Below are 19,435 nucleotides of genomic sequence, written 5' to 3'. Positions count from 1 at the left end.
GTCTAGAATCCCCAAGAATTTTGTTATTTGTGAAGATGGTCACTAAATCAAAACTTCAGGAAACCTCATCGATATAATGAGGACATTATTATCTTTGAATTATCCTTAAAATTCCCGCTTTCCCGTAAAACATGGGATTTGTAGATGGATCTAAGCCTATGTTTGATGTTTTCCTTGTCCTTATCTTTGTCGTGGCGATCGCCCTTGTTGGGTTTGACCTTATCGACCTATTGCCCGCTTCAATACGCGATCAGGCTTCCAATATCGAAGCCCTCCGGTGGATTGGGGCAGGATTTGCATCACTTTTAGGACTATCCGTCGGCTTACTTGCCCAGAGTACCTATCGTCGCCTCGAATCCCAGTTTCGTCAGACTCCCATCGAGATTATTGTTACCCGTGCCGTGGGTTTGGTAATTGGTCTGTTGGTAGCAAATTTGATGTTAGCGCCTATTTTTCTTTTGCCCATTCCCACAGAATTTGGCTTTTTAAAACCAACCTTTGCGATCCTCGGTAGCATCAGTTTTGCTTACCTTGGCGTAAGTTTAGCCGATGTCCATGGCCGTAGTTTTTTACGTCTCATTAACCCCAATAGCCTTGATACATTACTCGTGGCAGAGGGGACATTACGTCCAGCCCCCACAAAGATCGTTGATACAAGTTGCATTATTGACGGCCGTTTAGAAGAGCTCCTAAAAACGGGTTTTATTGAAGGACAAATCCTTGTCCCAATTTTTGTTTTAAACGAATTACAACAGTTGGCAGATGCGAGTAATGATCAAAAAAGAGCAAGGGGTCGTCGTGGTTTAGATATTTTGCAAAGTATGCAAAATCGTTTTCCGAAACGGATCACCATTAATCCTGCTGATTATGATGATATTGCCACTGTCGATGCGAAATTAGTACACCTTAGCCAAGAGATTAATGGTGTTTTACTGACCAATGATTACAACCTTCAAAAGGTTGCTAATCTTCAAAGTGTAGAAATTCTCAATATTAATGATTTAGCCCAAGCGATTCGACCTATTTATTTGCCCGGCGATGGCCTTGATCTCAAAATCCTTAAGGAAGGGCGGGAAGAAAAGCAGGGTGTTGGTTATCTTGAAGATGGCACGATGGTTGTGGTTGAGGAGGCGGAGAAGTTTATGGGTGAGGATGTTAATGTGACGGTGACTTCGTCTTTACAAACTTCTGCTGGCCGGATGATTTTTGCAAAATTATCTTCTTCTGTGGCAACATCACGGGATTAAAAAAATTTTGATTTTGTGTTTTTTGTTGTGATATTAGGTGGCGATCGCCCTTGATATTACCCTTTGATAAAATATGTTGGATTTTCTGCCATTGACATCTTTTGTCGGGATTTTTATTGTTGTTTTAGCGATCAATTTATTCCTGTTTATTAAATTCAGTGGCTGGGATAAACTTGCCCAAAAATATGGCTATCATCGTAAATTTCAAGGAAAAACAACGTGGATGACCACCGCCTATATTGGCATTGTTCGCTATCGCAACTGTATTGATATTGGGGTGAATGCAGAGGGTTTGTATGTTAGTCCCTTTGTTTTATTTCGTTTAGGATATCCAGCTATTTTTGTGCCTTGGGGAGACATTAGTCGTTTCGAAAAAAAGCAAGGAATTTTTGGTTTAGGCCAGTACTATGCCCTTGATGTCGGTGTTCCTAAAATTAGAACCCTAAAGCTTTCTCCTAGGGTCTTTCGTGATTTGCCTGAGGTTGTGGATCGTCTAGTGAATGGAGATAATTTCTGAGCTAAAGCCCGCTTCTCGTAAGCGTTCTTGGAGTTCACGGGCTTCGACTTCGTCAGCAAAGGCTCCGGCTTGCATTAGACGGCGATCGCCGACCCAAGTGTGAAACGCATCGGGCACAACTTTTTTAAGATTTTCTTTTTGCCAATTAGATGTTGCATTAACGACTACTTTGTATTTCAGTCCGAGAGACTGTGCTAAAGAAATGGGTGGCGGCGGGGGCTGGATAGTGACAGAGTTTAATCGCACATAGCCAGATGAGTCAGAGTTACGGGTGGGGATAGCGCTGTTGGGAACGGGTAGTGGTGCTAAGCCGTTGGTATTAAGAGATAAATTACTTCGCTGAGCTGTCGGGGCATCGGGTACGGCGATCGCCGTAGGTTGTGATGGTGGCACAAAAATCTGAATCGCCTTGGTGGTTGAGGCAACTTCGACCTGTTGACTAGCTGCAGTTGTCGTTGGTCTAGAACTAGAAAATGAACTACGACTGGGTACATTTGCAATGAGTTGATTCACAGAGCGCCCATTGACCATATAAATATGTCCTAGTTCTTTGCCTTCATAGGTTCGTTTCCCTAATGTCCAGCCTTCGTTGAGATGAATTTTTAGCATTCCTGACCCTAGGCCTTTAGTACTTCCCACTTCAATGGGCGATCGCCACGGGTTGTCCGTATTAAACGCTTTTAATTTCAATTCACTCTGTTCAAACACAAGGCGCAAATCATATCGCCACCCCATATCCTCGCCCCCTAGGCGGACAGAATAGCCATTAGAATCTGTGCTGCGTCCGCAAATACCAGTGAAATCAAAATTGAGTAATAACGGGTCAATAACCGTTGGACTATCACCCTGTTCACGCCAACATTGCCGTTGTTGGTTAAGCTGCTCTAGGATTACCAGATTGTACGACTCCCCGTCATTAATGGGCACGGCGATCGCTACAGCTCCAGACTCATGAATTGGGTTAGCTCCGAATAAACTGGCATCAGCGCGTGAGTTGCCCCACAAACCGAAGTACATTGTCGCGCTTGCCAACAGTAAAGACAAAGGGAATCGAATTTTCATAGTTCTGTTTCAGTCAGATACAGTTTTCTACCTTTGTTTCAGACAATTGAAACGAGAAATAGTTGCCTATTTGCCCGAAATCTTAGCATCCTTAACGAAAAATCACCGTAAAAAAGATGGATTTTGACAGAAATTAAAAGACTATTTTTTTAGTTACTCCTAATTAGTAAATCAAAATTGTTCCTGTAAATAATTTATGTTTCCCTTAAAAAAAGTTGCTCAGGTAATGGGTAGATTTGATCCTTCTTTTTTAGACCGTCCCATTAAAGAGCCCTTTTCTTAAGATATTCAAAGATATCCAACAGAAACTCCCACTCCATAGAAAGCAGGTTTAGCCTAGAAATAATCAAGAACATGACAACGATCCATACTGCCAGAGGTGTTTTTAAGCTCATATCACCTTAGGGCGATCGCCGGGGTTGCCGATTTCTTGACTTGTAAATATCACCCCCGAAACCAACAATGAAAACCCTCGATAAGAATAAACAACTTTTTAAAATTCTTTGTAGTGCTGCATGGATCGATGGCGAAATTCAGCAGGAAGAACGGCAATATCTCCATAAAATGGCCGAGCAACACCAGTTGGGTGAAGACCCGGAAATTCGGGCTTTACTGTCCGAAGCAGTTCAAACAAAACCTGACGAATGTTATCGCCTCGTTGAGGAATATGTCGGTGATCAAGCAACCGAAGCAGAATATCAAGAACTCATTGATGCCGTGAGCAAACTTGTTTATAGCGATAGCGTCATTGATACGGAAGAGGCAAAGCTCCTCCATAAAATCCAAGCTTTGGAACCAGAAGTGAAAAACGGCAAGTCTCCCTTACAGCAAGTGCTCAAATCTATCCAAAAAATGTACCGTGGGGCGATCGCCGAACTGGACTCAGACTAAATTTAGCGAGAGCCAATGTTCTACAATGGGGAGTCCTTAATTTTCTATCCAACGGCTGTTCATGTCTGACCTGCTCGCTACGCTAAATCCTTCCCAACGTCGTGCTGTGGAGCATTTTTGTGGCCCATTGTTGGTGGTGGCAGGAGCAGGCTCCGGTAAAACCCGTGCCCTGACTTTTCGTATCGCTAATCTCATCCGGCAACACCGCGTTGACCCGGAAAATATTCTGGCGGTGACCTTTACCAATAAAGCCGCCCGCGAAATGAAAGAGCGGGTAGAACTCCTCTACGCCCAACAATTAGCAGAACTCCACCACAACAAACCCTTTACTGCGTTACCTGAGTTTGAACAAAAAAAGCTACGGTCTCAGGTCTATAAACAAGTCACAAAGCATCTTTGGATTGGCACATTCCATAGTTTGTGCTGCCGAATTTTACGGTTTGATATTAATAAATACCAAGATGAAAAGGGCAGAACGTGGCAACGAAATTTTACGATCTTTGATGACAGCGATGTGCAAACCCTCATCAAAAAAATTGTTACCCAACAGCTCAATTTAGACGATAAAAAATTTAATCCCCGCAATATCCGCTATCAGATTAGTAATGCTAAAAATTTAGGTCTATCACCCAATGATTACATGCGTTCGGAAGGGGGCGGCTACAAAGCAAAAATTGTGGCGGAAGTATATGAAGCTTACCAAAATTCTTTAGCGGCAAATAATGCGTTGGATTTTGATGATCTAATTTTGATTCCGGTGCGTTTGTTTCAGCAAAATGAATCAATTCTTGGGTATTGGCACAGTCAATTTCACCATATTTTGGTGGATGAATATCAGGATACGAACCGCATTCAGTACGATTTGATCCGGATGCTGAGCACTAATAATGAAACTAATCGAGCGGCGTGGACTTGGAAAAATCGATCACTGTTTGCAGTGGGAGACGCTGACCAATCGATCTATTCATTTCGGATGGCAGACTATACGATTTTGTTGGAATTCCAAGAGAATTTTGGCGATGGTTTACCGGATGAAGATACGCGGACAATGGTGAAGCTAGAGGAAAATTATCGCTCCCGGGAAAATATTCTCAAGGCTGCCAACGCACTGATCGAACAAAATAGTCAACGCATTGATAAGGTGCTTAAGGCAACGCGGGGAGCTGGGGAAGAAATCTATTGCCACAAGGCTGATAACGAAAATGATGAGGCGCGCTTTGTGTTGGGGCAAATGCAGGGTCTGCGCCGCCATAATCCGGAGTTGGATTGGGGGGATTTTGCGATTCTTTATCGTACTAATGCTCAATCCCGCCCCTTTGAGGATCTTCTGATTCGCAATAATATTCCCTATCAGGTGGTGGGTGGGTTTAAGTTCTATGACCGCAAAGAAATTAAGGATGCTCTGGCTTATTTGAAGGCGATCGCCAACCCAGCAGATTCAGTCAGTTTGATGCGGGTGATTAATACACCAAAGCGTGGTATTGGTAAAACGACAGTAGATCGATTGAACCATGCAGCACAGGAATTAGGTTGTCCGTTGTGGGAAATCCTGAATGATGAAACGTCTGTTGCCACTATCGGTGGCCGAGCCGCAAAAAAAATCAATCAATTTGCGAGCTTGATTCGGGAAATGCAGGAAAAAATCAACGATATGCGTGGCGCAGATATTCTCGACCATGTCATGGAACATTCCGGCTACATTGACACCTTAAAAATGCAGGGGACAGAAGAAGCCGATAACCGCGTAGAAAACATCTCGGAGCTGTATAACGCAATGTTGCAGTTTGCTGATGAAAATGAAGATGCTAGTTTGGGGGGATTTCTAGAGAATGCATCGTTGGCTTCTGATCTAGATAATCTCGATGATGAAGCGCAACAAGTTTCATTGATGACACTCCATTCTGCAAAAGGTTTGGAGTTTCCTGTGGTCTTTTTAGTTGGACTCGAACAGGGTTTATTTCCGCACCAACGTTCTATCAGCGATCCGGTGGCATTAGAAGAAGAACGTCGTCTTTGTTATGTCGGTGTAACCCGTGCCCAGGAGCAACTTTTTCTGAGCTATACCCGCGAGCGATATATGTGGGGTTACCGCGAACCTGCTGTCGCATCACAATTTTTGGCTGAACTCCCGAAAGATTTGGTTGTGACCAATGTGCGATCGCTTCAAAAAGAAGCCCCCAGCCAAGAACCGAAAAAGCCATCTATTAGCCAAAGACAACGCTCAACCAAACGCCGTGAACGCCAAACTGCCCGTGCCCAAATCCTCCAGCAAAAATGGGAAGTGGGCGATCGCGTCAATCACAATACCTTTGGGGAAGGGGAAGTTACCCACATTTTCGGTGATGGCAAGAAAGTTAATCTCGCGATTTTATTTCCCAACCTTGGCAAAAAGATTATCGACCCCCGTGTTGCTCCCATGGAAAAAATCTAGGATGTGTATTGCCTGTAGATGATTAATATTCTTCTAAATGAACTTGATGTAGAGAGCAAGTTTTCCACGCGCTAATCAGGATAAACAGAAGGCGATCGCCACACAAGATTTCCAGCACAAAAAAAAGCCCTAACCTTCTATGGGAAAGTTAGAGCACAAAATCTAAAATATTATTTGGTTAAAAGCGTCGTGGTTAACGAGACATTACTTATTGGCCTGTGCCCAAACGCGAGTCGGTAGACCCCAAATATAAATGAAGCCTTCCGCTGCCTTGTGGTCAAATTTATCATCTGCGCCATAGGTTGCAAGGTCAGGAGTATAAATAGACTTTTCGGAGCGGCGACCCACAATCGTTGCGTTGCCTTTAAAGAGTTTGATGCGAATGACACCGGAAACACGTTCTTGAGTTTGCTCGATAAATGCATCTAGAGCTTGCTTGAGAGGAGAGAACCACAAACCACGATAAATCATGTGAGTATAAGTCTCTTCCATACCGCGTTTGTATTGGGTGACATCCGCAGTCAGTGTCAAACTTTCGAGATCACGGTGGGCTTTGATCAGCACTTCCATGGCGGGAGATTCATAAATTTCGCGGGATTTGATGCCGACAACACGGTTTTCGATCATGTCTACGCGACCAACGCCATGGCCACCGACAATCTTATTCAGGGTTTCGATAAGTTCAATTGGTGCGAGGGCTTCACCATTAACGGTTGTGGGAATACCTTTTTCAAAGCCAATTTCAAGGTACTCAGGCTCATCGGGTGTGTCAGAAATGGCCTTTACCATCTCAAAAATCTCTTCCGGAGGTTCGCACATCGGATCTTCGAGAGGACCCGCTTCGATACTGCGACCGAGCAAATTTTTATCAATACTATAAGGAGAAGACTTTTTCACAGGGGAAGGAATGCCAAATCGCTCACCATAGGCGATCGTTTCTTCGCGGCTCATGCCCCATTCCCGCGCCGGAGCCATCACTTTAATATCAGGGTTTTGCGCCAAGATTCCCAAATCAAAACGAACTTGGTCATTACCCTTTGCCGTGCAACCGTGGGCAACCGCATCGGCACCATACTTGTCCGCAGCCCGCACCAACATTTTTGCAATCAGAGGGCGCGCTAAAGCCGTTGCTAGGGGATAGCGATTTTCGTAGAGAGCATTGGCTTTAATCGCCGGAAAAGCATAATCCGTAATGAATTCCTCTCGACCATCTTCCACAAGAGAAACAGAAGCACCAGAATCAAGAGCCTTTTGTTTTACCGGACCAAGCTCTTCACCCTGACCCAAATCTGCCGCGAGGGTAATAATTTCTTTAACCCCCCATTCCTCCATCATGTAAGGAATACAGACAGATGTATCAACACCGCCAGAATAGGCTAAGACAACTTTGTCAGCGCGACCCATAATTTTAACCACCACTCTATTGAACGTGAATCAAGGCAGATTATAACGTGCTGTTGTCGTGGAAAAAGCTTGATATTGCAAGACTTGCGGAGCTATCAGTAAATGCTGACACAAGAGATTTGGTTAGGGGCAAAAATTTTTTTAAAAAAAGTGATGTGTATTTTGTGAGCTTGGGTAACTTAGGTCTAACGGATAGAAAATTCTACTCACTCCGACGGAGAACCCCCAATGAAAAATTTCTACTATCAACTCCTTCAGCAGCTAAACGCTAAGAAGTCTGCAAAAGGTTTTACCCTCATCGAACTTCTCGTTGTAATCATCATTATCGGTATTTTGTCCGCTATTGCCCTGCCTGCGTTCTTGAACCAAGCAAACAAAGCGCGTCAATCTGAAGCAAAGCAAGCCCTCGGTGCGATCAACCGTGGTCAGCAAGCCTACTACCTAGAGAAGCAACTTTTCTCTGAGAATATCTTTGGTCTCGGTCTCGGTCTACAACTTGCGACTGAAAACTATTCTTACGGTAACTCTAATCTTACCAATAGCTATACTGCTGCCAATGTTGATGATTCTCTTGGATTTACCGCTGGTGGTGGTGTAGAAACAGGTGGCACTACCTACGCAGAAGGAAATAAGGCTGACAGAAATGGATTTGATGGTTATACCAGTTACTCCACTGCATTTGCAATCGCTTCGAACCAAGAGGCTGTTCGCGACTATATGGGTCTTGCACTGCTAGTCCCCGGTGATGGTACTAATGAAGCTACAACTATCGCGGTTCTTTGTGAAGAAGAAGATCTAAGTATTGCTAATTCAGATGGTACAAATGGCTTTGATTTTCTGCATGCTGAAATCGAAGATTTAGATGGTCCTGATGTTGACGTCAGTTGTCGAGGAGATGTTGCAGCGGATGAGGAAGCTAATGTTGGTCGCAATGCTCAGAACGTTGGTCAGTAACTTAGAACTATTCACCTAGCTAGAGATTTTCTTAAAAGAGTATTTTTGTTGAGAGAATCTAAGCTCAACACAATTTAAAGAGAGGCGTAACCGCGCAATGTGGTTGCGCTTTTTTGTTTATTTGTGTCTTAAATTAAAAAAGTTGATGGTTTATTGTGCTGTTAGTTCTGTTGCTCGGTGGCAGGGAAATTATAGTTTGCATCGATGACAAGATACAGAGAATGAAAGTCTTGCTCGATAAAGCATCTAAAGATTTACGCGAAAAGTGATGGAAACAATCTGATTGATAGTTACAACTAAAGTAATAAGGATCTCTAATATTAAATAGATAGGAGCCGGGTTGATGGTGGCTAATACTAAGTTGTGGAAACGGTGGATAGTTGCCTCTTTTTATCTAGGCTCAACTTTTGGTATGGTCGATATCCCGCTCCGGCAAACTGTGATTCTGGTAGCTCAGGCGGAGTCCATTAGTTCTTTCCAACAACAAGTTCAAGCTCTGGAAAGTCAAGCGCAGTCTTATTCTCAGCAGGGGCAAACGGACTTAGCACAGCAAACTTATGTAGAAGTGGCAACTTTAGTTCGCAACACAGCTAAAGATATTTTTCGGGAGATTATTCCCATTATCGGAGAGGAACACCCGGCTCTCAGTTACGCGCAACGATCTTTAGAATTATCCGAAAAAAGTGGCGATCGCCTCCAAATTGCCCAAAGTCTAAACTTAATCGGTCAAATTCAATTTGCCAGTGGTGGAACCAGTAATGCTCGCGCAACCTATCGACAGGCGATCGCCGAACTTGAGTCTTTAGCCGATACGAATCCTGAAAAACAACGTGTCATTGCCTACAGCAACATCTACCTCGGTCAAGTGGAGCAAGCTGTGGTGAATACAGCTCAAGCCCAAGGTTTTTATAACGATGCTCTGAGTACGTTTCAGGCTTTAAATGATCCAGAAGGTGAAATCCTAGCACGCCAAAATATTGCCGATCTTGCCCAACAGCAACGCAATTTTTTAGAAGCGGTTAAAAATTATCGTTCAGCTTTGCAACTGGCTCGTTCTGCTGACAATAAAGCCGCGATTGGTGAAATACTTTTGTCTCTCGGTGATTTGCAGAAACGTCAGCGGGAATACCCCCAAGCAAAACAGTCCTACCAAGAAGCCCTTGAAGCTACGCAAAATACGGCTAATTTTCTGCGTCAGCGGGGACAACTCCTAAATCGCCTCGGTTCGTTAGAGCTACAGGTCGGCAATCACACAACGGCGGTGGAACTTTATACAAAAGCCCTTGGCTTGGCACAGCAAGTTGGAGATTTGACAGAACAAGGCTCTATTCTGCGGAATCTCAGTATTGGTCAACAGCAGCGCGGTAATTATGCCGAATCCTTTGATTTTCTCCAGCAGGCGGCAGTGCTTTACAACCAAATGGGTTTGCGCGGGCTAGAAGCCGAGGTTTTGGCGGAGATGGGCGCAACTCAAAATGTTTTGGGCAATAAGGAATTAGCCATTTTGTTTTATAAGCAAGCGGTGCAAGTCTTTGAGGCGCGGCGTGCGGAGTTGTCAGAAATTTTGGGGGACGCTTCAACGCCATCAAAGGTTTTTTCGCCTGTTTATCGGCGCTTGGGAGATTTACTGTTGAGTGGCGATCGCCCAGCGGAAGCCCAGCAAGCGGTTGATTTATTAAAAGTGCAGGAAGTTGATGAATATCTCAGGGGTGGACGCGTCGAAGCGAATGCAACAACCGTCGAAGCTGTGACAACATTACCCGCCGAAGAAAAAGTTTTGGCAGTTTATCAGCCTCTCAAAGATCAGGCGATCGCCCTCGGTAAAGAACTTTTAGCATTGCGCCGTATTCCCCAAGTCGAACTGACTCCAGCACAATTACAACGCATTACTGAAATCACCACATTACAACAGGATTTAACCCGTGAATTTAGCGCCTTCAGTCGCAGCCCAGAGGTACGAGCCGCCTTACAGGATGTCAGTGCCACAGCCCGCGAACAAAATTTAGGTCTCAATACGTTGCGACATATCGCCGATAATTTACGCAGCCTTGATGAACGCTCGGTGATTTTATATCCCCTCGTCCTTGAAGATCGTCTGGAACTTATTGTCGCAAGCCCTTTCGCCCCGCCTGTGCGTCGTACCGTTGATGTCTCGCGGGAAGAACTTAATTCGACCATTGAATCTATGCGCCAAGGCTTAACATCTACCCGTCGCAATACCGTTATCGAGCCCGCTCGTCAACTTTATGACTGGCTGATTGCACCGATCGAAGGGGATTTGCAGGCAACAGGCGCAACCACCATTATCTATGCACCGGATGATCAATTGCGTTACGTGCCTCTAGTCGCGCTCAATGATGGCGATCGCTGGTTGGTAGAGCGCTTTCGGGTAAATAATATTACGGCGGCAAGCTTGACTGACTTTACGAGCCAACCCCCTAATATTCTCAATATTTTGGCGGGAGCCTTCACCCAAGGTGAATATAAGTTTCAGGCGGGACAGCGGGATTTTTCCTTTGCTGGCTTACCCTTCGCGGGTGTCGAAGTCAATAATATTGCCTCGACAATTCCTAATACCACCACATTATTTGATTCAAATTTTAACGCTGCCGACACTGTGCCACTGATGGACAATTTTAATATTGTGCATTTTGCAACCCACGCGGCTTTTGTGCCCGGCGAGCCAAAGGATTCGTTTATTTTGATGGGCAACGGCGATCGCATCACCCTCGAAGAAGTTCAGAACTCTTGGTTTTTGACTAATGTTGAACTAATCGTGCTGAGTGCCTGCCAAACCGCTGTTGGTGGTGAAATGGGTAATGGCGAAGAAATTCTAGGATTTGGTTATCTCATGCAGGATGCTGGGGCAAAGGCGGCGATCGCCTCACTGTGGTCAGTGTCTGACGGCGGGACGCAAGCTTTGATGAATGATTTTTATAGCCGTTTACTATCCGGGAGCAGTAAATCTGAAGCCCTACGCCAAGCCCAAATTGCCATGATTCGGGGCGAGCTAGAGATTGACGATAGCATTCCGAATACCTCCCATCCTTACTACTGGTCACCATTTATCTTGATTGGCAATGGTTTATAAATCTCCTATCGCCAAGGCCATCAAAGTCAAGACATCTGACAGACCTTAAGCCCCTACATGACAAAAGGTTCGAGAGTCGCAATGACTGACTCAGCAAGGGCTTTGAGATGGTAGCCACCTTCTAGGGCCAATAACATCGGACAATTTAAAGTTTGGCAATATTCAGTGAAAAGCTTGAAATCATTGGGTTGCAAATTCATACCGGCGAGGGGGTCTTTTTCTGTCGCGTCGTAACCTGCACTCACAATTAAAAAATCAGGCTTAAATTCCCGCAGGCGGGGCATCACACGATTATCGAATTGGGCTTGGTAGGCCATGCCATTTTGTAAGCCGGGCATGGGAATATTGAGCACGTTGTTGTGCTCGCCCGTAAAGGTCGCCTTACCAGTGCCGGGATAGGCGGGATATTGATGCAAAGAACAATAGAAAATAGCGGGATTGTAATCGACTAGAAACTCTGTGCCATTGCCGTGGTGCACATCCCAATCTAAAATTGCCACGCGATTAATCTGATCAACACTCAAGGCATAATGGGCGGCGATCGCCACATTTCCCAGCAAACAAAATCCCATCGCATCATTTTTTACGGCATGGTGACCGGGGGGACGCACTAAAGCAAAAGCGGGTTCGCCAGTTTCAATAGCTAAATCAATACCATCAAGACAAGCATTTACCGCCAATAACGCGACATCATAACTGCGGGGTGAAATGGGTGTATCAGGATCCCAATTTCCACCACCAGATTCGGCGATCGCCTTTAATTTTTCGAGATATTCCAGTGAATGTAATTTGGAAATCCAAGGTAATGGATCTCGTTCAGCAACAGATTTTGGCTCGTGCCATTGCAGTTGATCTGCCCACGCAACCTCTTTTAAAGCAGTCGTAATCGAAACTAGGCGACGGAAACTTTCGGGGTGGGGTCTTCCGGTGTCATGTTCTAAAAATTGGTCTGAATAAATGAGATGAATCACGATCTTTAACCCAACTCATTTACTAAAATCTCACTCACTGTTTTAATTTCTTGTCCAGCATCAACAACTAACAACTTTTGGCGCGGGGCATAATAATCCAGAATGGGTTCGGTACTTTCCCAAAAAGCTTTCAATCGTTCTCGAATTGCTTCGGGGGTATCGTCAGTTAAACCACGAGCTTGGGAACGTTCACTCAAAACCTGTTCAGGCACTTTAAAGTAGATGGCTTTGTTTAACGTTTGCTGTAAATCGTCTAATAAAAAATCTAATTCTTCTGCCTGAAATGCAGTGCGGGGATAGCCTTCTAAAACCCAGCCATTGTTCATATCCGGTTGCGTCAGGCGATCGCGCATCAAATCGATAATCAAAGTATCGGGAACCAGTTTTCCTTCATTAACATAAGATTCAGCCTGTTTACCCAATTCAGTTTGGTCGGCGATCGCCTGCCGGAGAATATCCCCTACAGAAACCCGCTGGAGCTGAAATTTTTCGCACAGAAATTTTGACTGGGTACTTTTGCCCGCACCGGGGCCACCAAGCAGAATGAGACGCATCATGACCTAACCATCTAAAAGAGCTTCAACAAATTCGTAGCTGGAGAACGGACGCAGATCTTCGATACCTTCACCCGCCCCAATAAACCGAATGGGCAAACCCAGTTGTTGACTGACCGCTAGAGCCACACCACCCCGCGCCGTACCATCCAGTTTTGTGAGCACAACACCACTCAATTTAGCCGACTGGGAGAAAACTTCCGCTTGGCGTAAACCATTTTGACCGAGAGTAGAATCGAGTACCAACAGTGATTCGATTTTGGCATCAGGTGCTTTTTTATCGACAATACGGCGGATTTTTGCCAATTCATCCATCAGGTTCTTTTTATTTTGCAAACGTCCTGCGGTATCCACGAGCAAAATTTGAGCATTACGGGATTTCGCCGCCGTAATACCGTCAAACACCACCGCCGCTGGATCGGTATTTTTGCCGGGATTAGCAATCACTGGGGTATTCGTGCGATCGCCCCACACTTTAACTTGCTCTACCGCCGCTGCCCGGAAGGTGTCCGCCGCCGCAATCACACAGGAATAACCAGATTGATTCGCAAGGTGAGCGAGTTTACCGATGGTTGTCGTTTTCCCTGCACCATTAACACCAGTCAGCATCCAAATATTCAGCTTGCCTTCCTCCGGTGCAAAACCCGAATTCTCTAATTTCGATAAAGGCTCATCCAGAATATTGCGCAGAATTTCCTTGAGGTAGGCGATCGCCTCTTCAGGAGGTAAAGCCTCTTCACGGAGTTTGCCTTGGAGCGTTTCAATAATATAGTCCGTTGCCCCGACACCCACATCCGCCTGCAACAATAACGACTCAATCTCCATCACAGCATCATCATTGAGCGGGCCCTGACCCACCACAGATTTCAGCTGATTCACAAGACTACGGCGAGTTTTACCAAGACCATCCCGCAGCTTCTTCAGCCATTCGATTTCTTCGAGGGAAATATCTGCAACATCACGACCCTGATCCGCGAGCACCTTCGCCGACCAAAGGAAATCCTCATCAAACTCTAGACCTTCAGTATCAATCGCCGTTTCTTTTAATTTCTCTAAACCATCAGACTTCTGCATCCACGCAGGCATTGGCTTAGTTTCCGCAGGAGTTGCCGCAACTTCTGGCTCTGGGGGCTGTTCTTCGGCGATAGGTGCTGGCGTAGTTTCCACCGCAGGCGTTTCTACAGAAGATGTCGCCACAACAGGTGGTTCAGGTTTGATCTCAGGTTTTACCGGAATAGGTTCTGGTGGAGCAACCTCTTGGACTGGTTCCGGTTGTGGCGCAGTTTCTACAGGCTCAGCGGCTTCAATAACCTCAGGTTCCGGTGTTGCAACTTCAGCAACGGGTTCTGTCCTTTCTGGCTGCGTTGCTTCTGACTCAGTGACCGTTTCTGCCTCAACAGTTTCTGGCGCAGGCTCTTCAGCAATCGGTTCCGGTGCCGTTTCTTCTATAATGTCCTGCTCTTTTTTTTCTTGGACGTTTTTGTAAGCCGCTTTAGCAAAAGCTAAATAATCGATTTCTGGCGCAGCGGTAGTTTCAGGAGCCTCCGCAGTTTCGGCCGCTTTTTCTTCTACCTGTGGGGTTTCAACCTGGGGTTTAGATTCCTCTTGGGGTTGATCCTTTTTTTTACGCTTAAACCAATCAAAGATAGCCACAGAATTGCCATAGGATAAAAAGTACTCAATCCATTATCAGGGCTTGATTCTGCTTTGTAAACGGCGGGGTTTCCGCACCATTTAGGCAGGGCTAAAAGAATTCATGTGCATGAACATTTTTCTTTGGGCTGCGTCTGGAAACCTAGAGAGCATTTTTTTAGTTTAAAGTGGCGGATATAGGTGAGGTGCAAGCGTTCATTGGGATTAATGGCATGAAAAGTTTATGGTGCAAAGGCTGGGTGTTTGGATCCATGGTATTGGGTCTTATGGGCGGCAATTCAGCTGTGGTCCAAGGACAGGTTATTTTCTCTGAGCAATACAGTTACCCTAGTCTCCGCACCTGTGAGCAGGTTCGTAATTATCGTGCTCAAACGAAGTTTCGTACTCGAGAACTTGCTACGTTGGAATATCGGTATTGTGTGCAAGAAAATTCTTATTATTCGTCTCGCCGTCGTTCTGTTGATCCTGTTTTAATTTCTGTGCCGCCTGCCTCAGCTTCGGAAGATTGTGTTGATGCAACGATTTTGGCGCGGTTGGCGATCGCCCATTCCCCCTATAGCAACTCTGCGTCGGAAGTGTCGGGATTTCAGCAGGTTTTGTGTAACTTACCGGAACTTTATCGCAACGAAAATAATACGGTTTTAGAGTGGCAAAACGGCCGTAATGCAAAGTTTGGCAATTCTTGGTATTACCCCAACGGACGCAAGGCAAAGTTTGGTAATAATTGGTATTACCCTAACGGTAAAAAAGCCACTTTTGGACGCACTTGGTACTACCCCAACGGTGAAAATGCGCGGTTTGGTAGTTCTTGGTATTTCCCTGACGGCGATCGCACCAATCTCACATCACTTTTATCTTGGTCTTGTGGTGTCTTGAGTTATTACGATTGCCAGAATCGATTAGCAGAATTACAGACAGCAGATGGCTTTTGGTATGATCTAATGGTTGTCGAATTATCGAGCCGAGCCTACGAGGAAATTTATCGTTACCGCTCCTACGATGACTACCTTTACGATGATCGGGATAATAATCCAGATGTAGACGTAGATATCGACATCATTATCAACTAATTTTTCAAGGGCATTGCCCAACTGTCTATGAATCTACCGAAAGATGATCTCCTCAAAGGTGTCGAAAATCGCGACGAAATTAGCCGCATTCTTGACCAAACAGATCAAGCTTTTCGGACATGGGACATCGTACAGACAGATTTTCTCTCGCCGCCAGTCCTCTACGAAGCTGTTGCTATTCTCAAACGACTCACAGAGTTTAATTTTCTACAAAGCGGCGGTTACCCCCAAGCGGAACGACAACGGCTGGCGATCGCCCGTAACGAAATCCCCCTAGAACCAGAACATATCGAAATTGCAGCAATTGATATTAGCGGTAATTTTTTATTTGATACAGCAACCCACCGTGATTTTCTTGGCTCCCTCCTCGGTACTGGTTTAGTCCGCGAAAAAGTAGGTGATATTTTAGTGCTCGGCGATCGCGGCGCCCAGGCTTTAGTCGTTCCCGAACTTACCTCTTTCCTCGAAACCGCCTTAAATCAAGTGCGTTCCGTCCCCGTGAAAACGCGCCCGCTCCCCCTCGAAGAACTCAAAGTTCGCCCCCCAAAAAAGAAAGAACTAACCACCGTCGAAGCCTCCTTGAGATTAGATGCGATCGCCTCCGCAGGGTTAGGCATGTCCCGCTCAAAAATGGCAGATGCCATCAGTAAAGGCAATGTCAAAGTCAACTGGAAAACCATTACCCAGACGAGCTACAACGTCAAAGACGGAGATCTAATTTCTCTACGAGGTAAAGGACGTGTAGAAGTTGGCGAAGTCAACATGACAAAAAAAGAACGTTACCGAGTGCAATTGACTCGCTTCATTTAAAAATAACAATCCCTGTAGCCCACAAATCATCATCAGCCTAACCCTTACTCAATAGACTTATTCATATCTTTACAGGAAGTCCATCCACATTAGGTATGATCTACACATAAACTTTGATACCTCTAAATCAAAATTGTGAAAAAAGCCGAAGCAATTCAGTTATTAGTAACAGAAGGATGGACAAAAGCAGATGCAAGTAGAGCATTAGTCGATATCGACTTCAGTTTAAATCCAGATGAATTAATCATCCGACGTGCTTCCTCCTCATTTGCAGGACAAGAACTTTATAAACGACAAAGATTACAAGCAGCCCAAAAAGGCATGGTGACAAAAAGAACAAAGGAAGTCACTCTAACCCAAGAAGTCAATAGGCAACTTAAAACTAAAAGCCTACGTTTAACCTCAAAAAACCAAGAATTAACAGAAGTTAATAGCGAACTACAGAAAGATAATAAGGCACTAAAAACTTATATCGATCAAATTCGCCTTCGTTTATCTCTTGATATGAAACAGTTACTAAAATTTGAAGATAGTGAAATCCGTAGAGAATTAGCAAAATGGTTTAGTAAAACACAAGGGTAAAGCAATAACATGGCACGAAAGAAAAAGCTTTATCAAAACAAAAGCTATCGAGACTTACAAGTAGAAAATAAAATTAATAGAAATGCACTGTCAAAAAAACAGCAGCATCAACTAAAAACAGAAGGGTATAGAAATATAGGCTGGGCGAAAGTCATTCAGCTGTACGAAAAACTCAAACAGATCAACTTACTTAAATCAGTAGAAGATGTCACCCTCGAAGAATTATTTATAGATGCAGATCGAATAGGAAATAAATATCAAACAAAAAAAGAGATTCAAGATTTCCAAGAACGACTAAATCAAGTTAACCAAGAGATTGCTGACTCTGTTGACAAATTATTTCCAGATGATGATGTTGAAATTTTTGACTTTACAGGAACATAACTAGAAATGTCTGATAAATCACAACAAGGTTCAGAACATCTAGGCCAAGAACTTCAAGGACTATTTCGGCTCGCCGATAAAATTGGCAAGAAACGCTATCACCGCCTTACAGCAGAAGACTTCGAAAAATACCGTGCTTATGATTACTGGCGATATGAAGATGGCGATTATGAGTTAGGTACAACCCAAAAAAGTAAACAGTGGGTTTGGGAAAATTCTGACAAATATTGTCCAATTTGCGATGACTTTTTCTCAAAACGTGGAGGGAAAACTATTGATCATAAGTTACCTCGTGCCCAGTATCCATGGTGGTCAATGGATTTTCGTAACTTTTGGATTATTTGTCAGAAATGTAATAAGAAAAAAGGCGAAATGCATTGGTATGAATATGAGTCATACATACTTAAGCATTACCCAGACCGATATTTAGATATTAAGTTTGCTCGACCAATAGCGTTACTGCAAGAGTTATTGAATTGATAAAGTCATTATCATAATATTGCTTATACACAAAGTTTACCGCTATTTTTTCCATTACTTTATAGAGACGTTTAAATTCTTTTTGTTGTTCAGAATAATCTATCGTCAAAGCCAATAAGCTTAGGGCTACAAAGTCGGAGACCTATGAAATTCTAGCAAAGTAAACGAAACCTTTTGAAAAATCTTCAACTTTTCAACCCTAGAGTATTTGTACTAATCTTGCTAGCCTTCGCTACACAATCAGCCCTAAATAATCACATCACCCATGTACAAAACTCGGAATATCCCTTGCCACTAAAATTCACTATTCAGTGATTATCTATTCATAGAGTTAAAACTATCAAGATGCAGACATGTAATATACTTTAAACCCTTATTTTTAGGATTTCAACATGTTAAACCTCTACAAATCTTGCCGACTACGACTACAACAGGCATAATTCACAAATACTTAACTAAAACTCATATCCAAAGTTTTCAATATCTTTTTGGTATACTCTTGCAACAATTTTACGCGTTTGAGTGTTATAAGCATCACGGTACTTTGGTCTTTTTTTCGTAACGTTAACCCTTTCCTGATGAACAATTCCAAGGCCAATATGCTGAGCGATGGCTTTTAAATCATTATCAAAACTTTCTAAACGTCCAATAAAGTCCATAGAGATCTTGCCATTAAGTTCAATATATTGACTCTGTATTTGAAATACAGCATGCTTTGAAACTGTCTCAGAAGATAACCATTTTATAACAAAATCATTGAAGTCAGAAAATTCCCCTAGGTGCTCATTAAACCAAGGTTTTTCTATTCCTTTTAAACCACCTTGTTTGAGGAAATAATAGGCAGAAACAAGTCTATCCCAAGGATTACGGACAAAGGTGAATTTCCACAGGTCATCAAATTCTTTTTGATCGATTACAAGGGAATACTCTGACAATGTAACGTGACCAATGCTGTCAAGCCCAGGGAACAAATTATTGTTAATGGAACATCCAGCGCATTTTGGGATATGAATAAATAGACAAGAATGTTTTAGGAATTCATTCATCATCTCTTGTTTGTCTTGGTATAAATATGTTCTAAACCAATTAAAGCGACCTTGATCTATTTTTCTCCGAACTTTTTGTTGCAGACTAGCAGGTAATGCATAGGTTGAATTTGCAATAATTGATTTTAATTGAGCTTTGCTGAACATATTAATTTCTTGACTAAATTTAGTTTAAGAAAATCACATAAAGTTATCATTTCATATCCCAATGCTAGCTTACATTTAGTCTATGCATAACTCTTAAGGTATTTTTATGTGATCGCTAGTTTGAGAACTCTGATGTCTAGA

Annotated in this window: 17 protein-coding genes; 11 read left to right on the top strand and 6 right to left on the bottom strand. The window is 43.7% G+C overall.

The genetic code is table 11. The annotated features are described in order from the left end of the window. Positions 1–158: 158 nt before the first annotated feature. Both NIES208_RS06220 and NIES208_RS06215 read left to right on the top strand, forming a co-directional pair. The gene (locus NIES208_RS06220; protein WP_075890830.1) at positions 159–1,247 is read left to right on the top strand and encodes a PIN/TRAM domain-containing protein; all 1,089 of its coding nucleotides are present in this window, start codon (positions 159–161) and stop codon (positions 1,245–1,247) included. A gap of 73 nt (positions 1,248–1,320) precedes the next feature. Further along, a complete protein-coding gene (locus NIES208_RS06215) occupies positions 1,321–1,764 on the top strand; it encodes a hypothetical protein (protein WP_075890828.1) in 444 nt (147 codons plus the stop codon). Here the strand turns inward: NIES208_RS06215 and NIES208_RS06210 are convergent. Further along, positions 1,741–2,826 carry a DUF3747 domain-containing protein gene (locus tag NIES208_RS06210; protein WP_075890826.1) on the bottom strand — a complete coding sequence of 362 codons (1,086 nt, stop codon included), beginning with the start codon at positions 2,824–2,826 and terminating at the stop codon, positions 1,741–1,743. The two genes, NIES208_RS06215 and NIES208_RS06210, sit on opposite strands and share 24 nt — an antisense overlap. A 462-nt stretch (positions 2,827–3,288) precedes the next feature. Here NIES208_RS06210 and NIES208_RS06205 point away from each other — a divergent pair, with 462 nt between their 5' ends. Both NIES208_RS06205 and pcrA read left to right on the top strand, forming a co-directional pair. After that, positions 3,289–3,717: a tellurite resistance TerB family protein gene (locus tag NIES208_RS06205; RefSeq protein WP_075890824.1), complete on the top strand. Its 429-nt coding sequence runs from the start codon at positions 3,289–3,291 to the stop codon at positions 3,715–3,717. A gap of 61 nt (positions 3,718–3,778) precedes the next feature. Then, on the top strand, positions 3,779–6,148 hold the full coding sequence (gene pcrA, locus NIES208_RS06200; RefSeq protein ID WP_075890822.1) for a DNA helicase PcrA: 2,370 nt from the start codon (positions 3,779–3,781) through the stop codon (positions 6,146–6,148). Positions 6,149–6,352: 204 nt separating this feature from the next. On the opposite strand, the gene NIES208_RS06195 is transcribed toward pcrA, so the two are convergent. Next, the gene (locus NIES208_RS06195; RefSeq protein WP_075890820.1) at positions 6,353–7,552 is read right to left on the bottom strand and encodes an argininosuccinate synthase; all 1,200 of its coding nucleotides are present in this window, start codon (positions 7,550–7,552) and stop codon (positions 6,353–6,355) included. A gap of 228 nt (positions 7,553–7,780) precedes the next feature. Between NIES208_RS06195 and NIES208_RS19200 the strand changes: the two genes are divergently transcribed. Continuing rightward, positions 7,781–8,506, top strand: a complete 726-nt coding sequence (locus NIES208_RS19200) for a type IV pilin-like G/H family protein (RefSeq protein WP_075890818.1) — start codon at positions 7,781–7,783, stop codon at positions 8,504–8,506. Positions 8,507–8,849: 343 nt separating this feature from the next. Then, entirely contained in the window at positions 8,850–11,597 is a 2,748-nt protein-coding gene (locus NIES208_RS06185) for a CHAT domain-containing protein (protein WP_075890816.1), read from the top strand. Positions 11,598–11,650: 53 nt separating this feature from the next. Here the strand turns inward: NIES208_RS06185 and NIES208_RS06180 are convergent, their stop codons facing one another. From NIES208_RS06180 to ftsY, 3 genes are read right to left on the bottom strand one after another with little or no spacing between them, the layout of a single operon-like run. Beyond that, entirely contained in the window at positions 11,651–12,568 is a 918-nt protein-coding gene (locus tag NIES208_RS06180) for a histone deacetylase family protein (protein ID WP_075890814.1), read from the bottom strand. A gap of 5 nt (positions 12,569–12,573) precedes the next feature. Then, the gene (locus NIES208_RS06175) at positions 12,574–13,125 is read right to left on the bottom strand and encodes an adenylate kinase (RefSeq protein WP_235641344.1); all 552 of its coding nucleotides are present in this window, start codon (positions 13,123–13,125) and stop codon (positions 12,574–12,576) included. A 3-nt stretch (positions 13,126–13,128) separates the two neighbouring features. Next, the gene (gene ftsY / locus NIES208_RS06170) at positions 13,129–14,775 is read right to left on the bottom strand and encodes a signal recognition particle-docking protein FtsY (RefSeq protein WP_235641343.1); all 1,647 of its coding nucleotides are present in this window, start codon (positions 14,773–14,775) and stop codon (positions 13,129–13,131) included. A 212-nt stretch (positions 14,776–14,987) separates the two neighbouring features. Here ftsY and NIES208_RS06165 point away from each other — a divergent pair, with 212 nt between their 5' ends. The 5 genes from NIES208_RS06165 (at position 14,988) to NIES208_RS06145 (ending at position 18,101) form a co-directional block, all read left to right on the top strand. Continuing rightward, complete coding sequence (locus NIES208_RS06165) at positions 14,988–15,845, top strand: hypothetical protein (protein WP_139324996.1); 858 nt, start codon at positions 14,988–14,990, stop codon at positions 15,843–15,845. A 27-nt stretch (positions 15,846–15,872) separates the two neighbouring features. After that, entirely contained in the window at positions 15,873–16,655 is a 783-nt protein-coding gene (locus NIES208_RS06160) for a photosystem II electron transport protein, Sll1252 family (protein ID WP_075890808.1), read from the top strand. 135 nt (positions 16,656–16,790) lie between these two features. Next, entirely contained in the window at positions 16,791–17,237 is a 447-nt protein-coding gene (locus NIES208_RS06155) for a hypothetical protein (protein ID WP_075890806.1), read from the top strand. 9 nt (positions 17,238–17,246) lie between these two features. Next, positions 17,247–17,621 (top strand): hypothetical protein, encoded by a 375-nt coding sequence (locus NIES208_RS06150; RefSeq protein ID WP_075890804.1) that lies wholly within the window; start codon positions 17,247–17,249, stop codon positions 17,619–17,621. A 6-nt stretch (positions 17,622–17,627) separates the two neighbouring features. Continuing rightward, entirely contained in the window at positions 17,628–18,101 is a 474-nt protein-coding gene (locus NIES208_RS06145) for an HNH endonuclease signature motif containing protein (RefSeq protein ID WP_075890802.1), read from the top strand. A gap of 455 nt (positions 18,102–18,556) precedes the next feature. Here the strand turns inward: NIES208_RS06145 and NIES208_RS06140 are convergent, their stop codons facing one another. Further along, positions 18,557–19,294, bottom strand: coding sequence for a sulfotransferase family 2 domain-containing protein (locus NIES208_RS06140; RefSeq protein ID WP_084176552.1), 738 nt, complete (start codon positions 19,292–19,294; stop codon positions 18,557–18,559). Positions 19,295–19,435: the final 141 nt, after the last annotated feature.

It is taken from the genome of [Limnothrix rosea] IAM M-220 (genome assembly GCF_001904615.1).
Taxonomy (GTDB): domain Bacteria; phylum Cyanobacteriota; class Cyanobacteriia; order Cyanobacteriales; family MRBY01; genus MRBY01.
This window is presented reverse-complemented; position numbering and strand designations above follow the sequence as displayed.

Excerpts from the sequence above, each read along its gene's own strand:
- NIES208_RS06220 (WP_075890830.1), top strand. The coding sequence starts at position 159 with ATGTTTGATGTTTTCCTTGTCCTTATCTTTGTCGTGGCGATCGCCCTT.
- NIES208_RS06215 (WP_075890828.1), top strand. The coding sequence starts at position 1,321 with ATGTTGGATTTTCTGCCATTGACATCTTTTGTCGGGATTTTTATTGTT.
- NIES208_RS06210 (WP_075890826.1), bottom strand. The coding sequence starts at position 2,826 with ATGAAAATTCGATTCCCTTTGTCTTTACTGTTGGCAAGCGCGACAATG.
- NIES208_RS06205 (WP_075890824.1), top strand. The coding sequence starts at position 3,289 with ATGAAAACCCTCGATAAGAATAAACAACTTTTTAAAATTCTTTGTAGT.
- pcrA (WP_075890822.1), top strand. The coding sequence starts at position 3,779 with ATGTCTGACCTGCTCGCTACGCTAAATCCTTCCCAACGTCGTGCTGTG.
- NIES208_RS06195 (WP_075890820.1), bottom strand. The coding sequence starts at position 7,552 with ATGGGTCGCGCTGACAAAGTTGTCTTAGCCTATTCTGGCGGTGTTGAT.
- NIES208_RS19200 (WP_075890818.1), top strand. The coding sequence starts at position 7,781 with ATGAAAAATTTCTACTATCAACTCCTTCAGCAGCTAAACGCTAAGAAG.
- NIES208_RS06185 (WP_075890816.1), top strand. The coding sequence starts at position 8,850 with ATGGTGGCTAATACTAAGTTGTGGAAACGGTGGATAGTTGCCTCTTTT.
- NIES208_RS06175 (WP_235641344.1), bottom strand. The coding sequence starts at position 13,125 with ATGATGCGTCTCATTCTGCTTGGTGGCCCCGGTGCGGGCAAAAGTACC.
- NIES208_RS06165 (WP_139324996.1), top strand. The coding sequence starts at position 14,988 with ATGAAAAGTTTATGGTGCAAAGGCTGGGTGTTTGGATCCATGGTATTG.
- NIES208_RS06160 (WP_075890808.1), top strand. The coding sequence starts at position 15,873 with ATGAATCTACCGAAAGATGATCTCCTCAAAGGTGTCGAAAATCGCGAC.
- NIES208_RS06150 (WP_075890804.1), top strand. The coding sequence starts at position 17,247 with ATGGCACGAAAGAAAAAGCTTTATCAAAACAAAAGCTATCGAGACTTA.
- NIES208_RS06145 (WP_075890802.1), top strand. The coding sequence starts at position 17,628 with ATGTCTGATAAATCACAACAAGGTTCAGAACATCTAGGCCAAGAACTT.
- NIES208_RS06140 (WP_084176552.1), bottom strand. The coding sequence starts at position 19,294 with ATGTTCAGCAAAGCTCAATTAAAATCAATTATTGCAAATTCAACCTAT.